At 51.1% G+C, this 7,587-nt stretch carries 6 protein-coding genes and 1 pseudogene; 1 reads left to right on the plus strand and 6 read right to left on the minus strand.

The genetic code is table 11. The features are described from left to right. Positions 1-206 precede the first annotated feature (206 nt). The 6 genes and pseudogenes from tnpB to IEX25_RS19250 all read right to left on the minus strand — a co-directional run bounded on the left by tnpB (position 207) and on the right by IEX25_RS19250 (position 5,859). Entirely contained in the window at positions 207-560 is a 354-nt protein-coding gene (tnpB, locus tag IEX25_RS19225) for an IS66 family insertion sequence element accessory protein TnpB (protein ID WP_188717303.1), read from the minus strand. Then, on the minus strand, positions 554-976 hold the full coding sequence (tnpA, locus tag IEX25_RS19230) for an IS66-like element accessory protein TnpA (RefSeq protein WP_229665495.1): 423 nt from the start codon (positions 974-976) through the stop codon (positions 554-556). Before tnpA ends, tnpB begins: the two co-directional genes overlap by 7 nt. A 573-nt stretch (positions 977-1,549) precedes the next feature. Then, a complete protein-coding gene (locus tag IEX25_RS19235) occupies positions 1,550-2,500 on the minus strand; it encodes a glycosyltransferase family 25 protein (RefSeq protein ID WP_188717305.1) in 951 nt (316 codons plus the stop codon). Positions 2,501-2,901: 401 nt separating this feature from the next. Then, positions 2,902-3,869 (minus strand): annotated as a pseudogene (locus IEX25_RS19240) (IS5 family transposase). 105 nt (positions 3,870-3,974) lie between these two features. After that, a complete protein-coding gene (locus IEX25_RS19245) occupies positions 3,975-4,637 on the minus strand; it encodes an ABC transporter ATP-binding protein (RefSeq protein WP_188717311.1) in 663 nt (220 codons plus the stop codon). 1 nt (position 4,638) lies between these two features. Further along, positions 4,639-5,859 (minus strand): KpsE/RkpR family capsule polysaccharide export protein, encoded by a 1,221-nt coding sequence (locus IEX25_RS19250; protein ID WP_229665497.1) that lies wholly within the window; start codon positions 5,857-5,859, stop codon positions 4,639-4,641. 79 nt (positions 5,860-5,938) lie between these two features. Here IEX25_RS19250 and IEX25_RS19255 point away from each other — a divergent pair, with 79 nt between their 5' ends. Further along, positions 5,939-6,757: an ABC transporter permease gene (locus IEX25_RS19255; RefSeq protein ID WP_229665499.1), complete on the plus strand. Its 819-nt coding sequence runs from the start codon at positions 5,939-5,941 to the stop codon at positions 6,755-6,757. Positions 6,758-7,587: the final 830 nt, after the last annotated feature.

Raw genomic sequence — 7,587 nt, forward strand, 5'->3', positions numbered from 1 at the left:
CATGAAGACTTTGCCTCAGACCGCTACCGCCGACCGGTCGGATGATCGTGGAACGGCTGGTCGGATGTTGCTGGAATAAGCGGTCGGATGCCGTGGAATACGCATTGGCTTTCAGGAATGGCGGAAAGATCGATAGGCGGGGCGGCGGACATGCCACCAATATAGCCTGATCTGACTGTAATATCATGCTTTTTATTGTGTGAAAGTCATTCTGACACAGATGGCCTTGAGATCTCCAGAGGCCGAACCCGGCGCCAGTCAAGGCCGGAAAAAAGCGCCTCGAACTGTGTGCGGCTCAACGTCATGGCGCCATCCCGGACCGCCGGCCAGGTGAAGCTGTCGGCCTCGAGACGCTTGTAGGCCATAACCAGGCCGCTGCCGTCCCAGAACAGCAACTTCAATCTGTCAGCGCGTTTGGAGCGGAACACAAAGATCGAGCCGGTGAAGGGATCCTCTGCCAGCATCGACTGCGCCAGTGCCGCCAATCCGTCGTGCCCCTTCCTGAAGTCTACCGGCTTTGTCGCCACCAGGATCCTCATGCCCTGCGACGGCATCAGCATCCGGCGGCTCCAAGGGCACGAACGATCTCGGCCAGCCGAACGGCCGGCGTATCCGCGGCCAACTCGAGCCTCACCTCATCGATAATGATCGTGATCCGCTCGTCTGCTGGGCACCCGTCGCAGGAACGGACAGCAGGCGATGGATCGCAAACCACCAGCGGCGCAAAGACCGGCTCGCCAGGTGCTATAGCTGGCAGCACCAGCTTGCCTTGCTTGGCCATCCGCCGCCACGCCGACAACTGGTTCGGCTGCACTCCATAGCGATCCGCCACCGCGTTCACCGTGGCTCCGGGCTCCAGCGTATCGGCTACTACCCGAGCCTTCACCTCATCCGGCCACCGGCGATGCCCCGTCGCATAAATCTCGACGCCCAGAGAAGTGAGAAACGAATTCTTGGCACACATTGCGAAACGCACTCCCCATCAGCCGATGAAAAGGACTTCGCAGCACCGCCTCAGCCAGACAATGTGGGGTTCAGCCGCCGTTTACCTTGGTATTGAGTTCGACTTGGGCTTGGGCTGATTGACGCACATAGAATACCGCCTTGCTGCAAGATGGCCGGCGGAAGGAGATCACCGTCCATCATTGCTTCCCTCCGGATCGCTTGCTCCCGCCGCTTCGGCCCGGAGGATGGCCACGGATCAGGTCTCCTTTCGAAGCCTGAATCACGCAAAGCGCTCAAAAGCAATGGGTCTGGAGCCTAAGTGGATATATGATGAGTTTTATTAACTAAAAAATCTTACATTAATAATCATGCGCCAATATTCTTGGAAAACATTTACAGATAAAAAACCTGTTTTCCTTTGTTTTTCGCAAAACGATCTGCATGCGCGATCAACTTCATTGTTGAAGTCTTTAATTTCTTCAAAGCTAGGGCGAGGCACCATCAAGATCCTGCGTAATTTCCCATGAAGAGACTAACAGTAATTTTTATTAATTATAGGACACTTTCTTGACGTTACGATGACATGTACCGAGCGAAAATACGGCTATTCGTTTTTTTTCTCATAATCCCTTACCAAGCTCTTTAGTCTAAGTTCGCTATTTTTGATCATATTATTATATCTCTCGTTATTAAAATGCCATATTGATGATTTCAGACTATCACTGTGTCCAACCAAAAAACGCAAGGTGGTTACAACCTTTAATCCCTCGGAAGCTTCCAAATAACGGTCTATAGCGAGTTGGATGTCATCGGTCCAAGAGGCAAGCCTCATTAAGGCCCTGTGGTTGTAAATCCCGCACACCATGCCGACACATCGGTTCAAATGAACAAAGACTTCCCCGCCAAAATGTGTAACCCTCGTAATAACGTAATCAGGGCCGAAATCTGTTATTAAACCTGAAAACACATCCCAATCACAACTTTCAAGATAGGTTTGGACAACATGCAGGCGTTTCTCGAAGTCAGGTGCAAACTCAATATCATCTTCGCAAAACAGCGCAGGGCCCACTTTTTGATCGAGGCAAGCTTGCGCCATAATGCGAAAGCTAACAGCCGCCCCAATCCAGCCCGGCGTATATTTTATTCCATCAAAAATCCTGAATCCACCTGGATCAATTGAGATGAAATTTCGACGCCTCTCAATAGTTTCTGGTAAGCTCAGGCAGATGCGAGGCCGTAATGGCAGTTCGTGTAAGTCGGAAAAGGTATCCCAGTGTTGATGCCGCGTCTGAATGGTCCGAGTAGCTATTAAATAGCGGGTTATTCCTTCGTTTAAAGCATGGGGTCCTTTCAAAGAAAAAACCTTTTCAGAGGGAATATGCTGTTGCAAGCTTTGCAAGATGTTGGAGCAATCGCTCAGCACCGCGCGACAACGTCGTGCCGCAGGTAATAGGTCCGGCATAGAAAGTTTTTGCGGCCCGATAAAAATCAGAGTATCTTTTTCAGAGATATGGTGTGCATCGTTGATTAGGGGGTTAATCTTGATGATCTCCATATACTCGCTGGGAAGTGATGCGCTTTGGCAAAGACCAGCCTTCTGAAGGGAAAGGGAGATCTGTTCTCGAGCACTAGGATCGCTGCCCTCGATAAGGACTGGCCCCCTCATTAGCGATAGCGGGTAATATCGGCGCCAGAAGGGTTTCGGATAGCGAATCCGGTCGTAAATCCCGATGACACCTTCGTATTGCAAGATTACACCAAGGCGACCAAGCAATCGATGCGCTCGATTAAGTCCTGCAGTGAAAATATTAAGCCATGACATAGCGAAATAATTGACCTTTTGACATTATCAAGGAGCAGGGCCCGGGAATCAGCTGTTAAGATGATTGCCTACTTCCTGGTGGGCATTGTTGCAGAACTCGGGATTGAGAGGTGATTCCCCTTACCCCGCTACTGTTATACCACGCGCCTGATCTCGGCGGTGCCGAGTGCGTTGAAGCGGTTCATGAGTGCGATGCGGATGTGGACTTCGGCCGTTTGCCTGTTTGGGTCTCGCGAGACGCTTCGCTCGCCGAAGGATTTGAGGTCGAGCAGGTCCAGCGCCACAGGTTCGAGCGAACCTGCGAGGGCATTCTCACCTCGATCCGACTTCGCACATGATAGCCGGACCAATGCTTCCAGTTTGCCCGACCAAAGCGCCTGCTCGCGCGAAGGATGTCGTTGCGGACACGGGCGGCAGGGCAGTCCTCCTTCCACAGGCGTCCGTTCCTGCGGATCGGGATGATGGCCGTGCCGCCGCGATCCATGATTGCGGTGTGACAACGCCGAGTGTCAAAGGCGCCGTCGCCGGTCACGGTGCCAATCTGTTCGGTGGGTGGGATCTGATCCAGAAGGCCCGGCAGAACCGGGCTGTCTCCCTCACGCCTTGAGGTGAATTCCACCGCCCGGATGTCACCGGTAGCCGTGTCCATGGCCAGGTGAACCTTGCGATGCTGGCGCCTGCGGTGCGGGCCGTGCTTGCGCGTCAGCCACTCTCCGCCCAGAAACTTGATCCCGGTGCTGTCGAGCAGCAGGTTCAGCGGCCCCGGTCCGCGGCGGTGGGTGACCTGCACAGCAAGGGTCTTCTGCCGGCGGATCAGTGTGGAAAAGTCCAGCACCGGCCAGTCGATCCCTGCCATTGCCACGATGCTGGCCACCATGCTAGTGGTTTGCCGAAGCGTAAGACCAAAGAGTACCTTCACCATCAGGCAGAACTGGACCGCAGCGTCGGAAAACACGGGCGGCCGGCTAGGACGCCCCTCCCTGATCGCCATCCACGCCATGTCCTTGTCCAGCCAGATCAGCAGCGAGCCGCGCTGCTTCAGGGCAGCATTGTAGGGCTTCCAGTTCGTCGTGCGATAGCGAACAGGGTCGGGCTTTGTCATGCAAGCACGCTTAACCTACCAAATCGACCGCGTGAAACCTGCGGCAGGCCGAGTTCTGCAACAATGCCCTTCCACATCAACATAGAAAAAGGTTGCCTGGACATACTAGGACTGCTCTCTAGACATTTTTTCGTAATATGATATTGCATCATTAACTTTATTGAATAGTGTTAGCTTTCCTTTATGTAAGACAGCTCCCATGGTGCACGTTTTTCTGACAAACGGCATGGAGTGACTGACAACCACGGAACTTGCATTTTTCATTCTATCTCTGAACACAACTTCGGATTTTTCCTTGAATGCGGCATCCCCCACGCTGGTAACCTCATCGACCAAATAGGTATCGAAATCGATTCCCATACTAGCCCCCATTGCCAACCTAGATCTCATACCCGAAGAGTAAGTTCCAAATGGCTTGTGGTAGCTTTCGCCTAATTCAGAAAAGTCTGCTACGTAGTCTACAAGAGCATCTGTATCTACACCGTAGATTCGCGCAACGAACCTCACATTCTGCGCCCCTGTAAGCTCATTATGGAAACTCCCAGCAAAACCCACAGGCCATGAAACAGTGCCGTCGCTGAGTATTCTTCCTGACGTTGGAAGCATTGTGCCAGCAATCATCCGCAGTAAGCTGGACTTTCCAGCACCATTTCTTCCAAGAAGAGCTACCGAATGCCCTGTAGGAAATACAGCGTTGATTTGGTCTGCCACAATGGTCCGAACTCCGTTGCGGGTGTATATTTTTGTGAGATTTTCTAAAGCTATCATGTCAGCGCCGGTCACGAATGCTGTAGTATATCAACAAACCAATAGACCAGATCAACAAGGCTACGCCCCAGACACTTCCTAGAAACCAGAACCTATCAGGGGCAACGGAAGCCTCTGCAATTTTTGGTTCTATGTGTGCAGCCAAATATCTTGACTGCCTTTGAGCTTCAGCAATAGCAGCATCATATGATGCTTGTGCTGAACGGAAGGAAGCTTCCGAAAACTCCATATCAGCGGCTAACTTTTCGTACTCCGCAAGTAGTTGTGCATAGCTTTCGCCTCCAGAGCCCTCTCCCTCAGCTCCCACCTTTGCGCGCTCCTCGGAAATCCGGTAGCGAATTGCGTTGATCGTCTTCTCGGCTTGAATAATCCGCTGATCGTCAGGTTGTGCGTTCTCCCGCAACGTATCTAACGAAATTAAGGCCTCAGCCAGCTTAGCTTGCAAAGAGTTCAGGACCCCCATCTGGCCTGCCAAGTCTGCCATAGGATCAACGATCTGTGTCCGTATACGGAAAGCCGTCAAGGCTTGCCGCGTTTCAGTCAGGCGCTCTTGAGCGCGGGTTAGTTCGTTGCGCGCGAAACGCGTTGCATCTTCACGAGCAATATCAGACAAGCGGTTAATAGTACGGCTACTTTCATCGAAAGCAGCCGTGGCTATTTCAAAAGCATCTTCGCGAGTAAAGGCCGCAACCTCTAGAGTAATAAGCCTGGTTGAAGTATCATACAAAACACGAACCTGCCGCCTCCAGTATTTGGCCAAGTCTTCAATTGAGCCAGAGGGATCTAGAGCAAACACCGGATCCGCAGGCCAAGCTTTGGAGAACCGACTGCGCAGATCGATTGACCTGTCAATTCTTGCAACGATATCCTCACTCCTCAAAAAGTCGTAAAGAATGTCTGTATCAGAAGCGGTAGTTCCGCCGGTTAGCTGTGTAATTCCGCCGAGGATATCAACTGAAGGGGACGCCTCTTCCTTGCGGACCGAAAAGGCTACCGTCGAGACATACTGATCTTCTGCACGGCCCCATAGATACCATGCGCTGACAAGCGTCGGCAGTATCACCACGACGATGAAGGACAGCAGCACTAGTTTGTGGCGCCCTTCCAGCCTAGCAGCCATGGCTGGCGGCTTGGGCTTCTGCGCGCTGGTTTCCGCCGCTGACGTCTCTGGAGCGTTCACGGGCTTGGGTACGCTCTTGTCCAGTGATACAGTCTGGTTCACGTTAGGGTGCTTCCGGTTGTTCCGAGCTTGCAGCCTTGTTACAGGGTCGAAGGTGCCAAGACCAGTTGCTTACTCTCATATGAACGCCAATACTTCTCCTTCTGCTGGACAACTTCACCATGTTCGAAAGCGGCCCCGCTTCCAGATGGGGCGGACGGTCTTCGCACTGATGCTTCGAGAGATGGCGACAACTTACGGACGATCTGTCGGCGGCTACCTTTGGGCTATCCTCGACCCTGTTCTAGGAATAGCTCTCCTGTCCGTCGTCTTTTCACTGGCTTTACGCAAGCCCCCGATCGGCGACAATTTCGCGCTTTTCTATGCCAGCGGGTACTTGCCGTTTGCGATGTTTAATTCACTGTCGCAAAAGATCGCCCGATCAGTGAATTTTTCGAAGCCGTTTATGGCTTATCCTTGCGTAAGCTTTATTGATATGCTCGCGGCGAGACTAATTCTAAATGGATTGACAGATATAATTGTCTTTATAGTAATTGTAACGGGAGTGTTTTTTATTTATGGGATGCCTTTCTGGATGGACATTGGAACACTATCCTTGGCTTTAGGACTTGGAATTCTCCTTGCCGCTGGCGTTGGTACACTAAATTGTTTTATTATGACATCTTTCCCAGTTTATGAGCGAGTATGGTCAATTGCAACGCGCCCGTTGTTTCTTATTTCTGGAGTTTTCTTTATGTTTAACTCTATTCCAAAGGCGGCACAGGACGTGCTATGGTACAATCCTCTGGTTCACATCGTAGGAATGGCGCGGCAAAGCTTGTACCCGACCTATAACGGTGATTATCTTAGTCCTGGATATGTGGCGCTGATTGGGTCAATCGCTTTGCTCTTCGGCCTCTTACTCTTGGTGCGACACTTCAAAAGACTGATGGAATCTTGATTAAAGACAAAGAAAAATATGCTCTAAAGAGCGTCTTTTCTTGGCTTCAAGATCGCTTAGCGGTCTTTATCAGCGATAGAATTAAATTTCTGAGGTTAAGCAGATATTGCCCGGCGTTCTTGGTGCCATATCGCGCGCCCTATCAAGTAAAATCGGTCACTCTCAAACCTCAGCCTTGGAGACTCGCACGACGCTACAGAGAGTCTCTGTCTATCTTCATCATACCTGCACCTAAGCCACGTCCTTATATATACCCCGCAGTATATGGGCGTCTTTCACTGCCCCTGTCGGATGAGGTTTTATCGAATATTCACGCACCACCGGAACTTGCAGTGTACGAGGCAAGGGATGTTATTCTTCTCCCAAGGAACGTCGCTCTCGATGCATACACCTCTCAAATTTTGAGTTACACCTTCCTTCGGGAAAAAAGCAAGACCCATGGGGGGGATAATTCGTCTTCCAAAAACGGATAAGTTTCAACTGAAATACCCTATTACTTCCTTAGATACCTATCAATTGGATAAACCCATTTTCTTTGCAGATACAGATAGGCCTGGTGTATATGGTCATGTTCTTCTTGAAGCGGTTACCCGGCTATGGGCGCTTCGCCAACTGGGTATTGATGTTGCAGTTGCGACGTCCGTCCGTATGAACAGAAACTATCAGCAACTATTCACGCACTTAGGAGCGCATCCAGATAATACGATCTTTATTGACCGTCCTATTTAGTCCGGCCTGAACAACTTCTACTGCATTGATTTTGTGTGCTGAAGCTGCGGTTTTGTTGGCTTTGAATTGCAGGGTTTCGTATGCTTTTGCCAGAAACCCTG

Source organism: Paracoccus acridae (assembly GCF_014642735.1).
Lineage (GTDB): Bacteria > Pseudomonadota > Alphaproteobacteria > Rhodobacterales > Rhodobacteraceae > Paracoccus > Paracoccus acridae.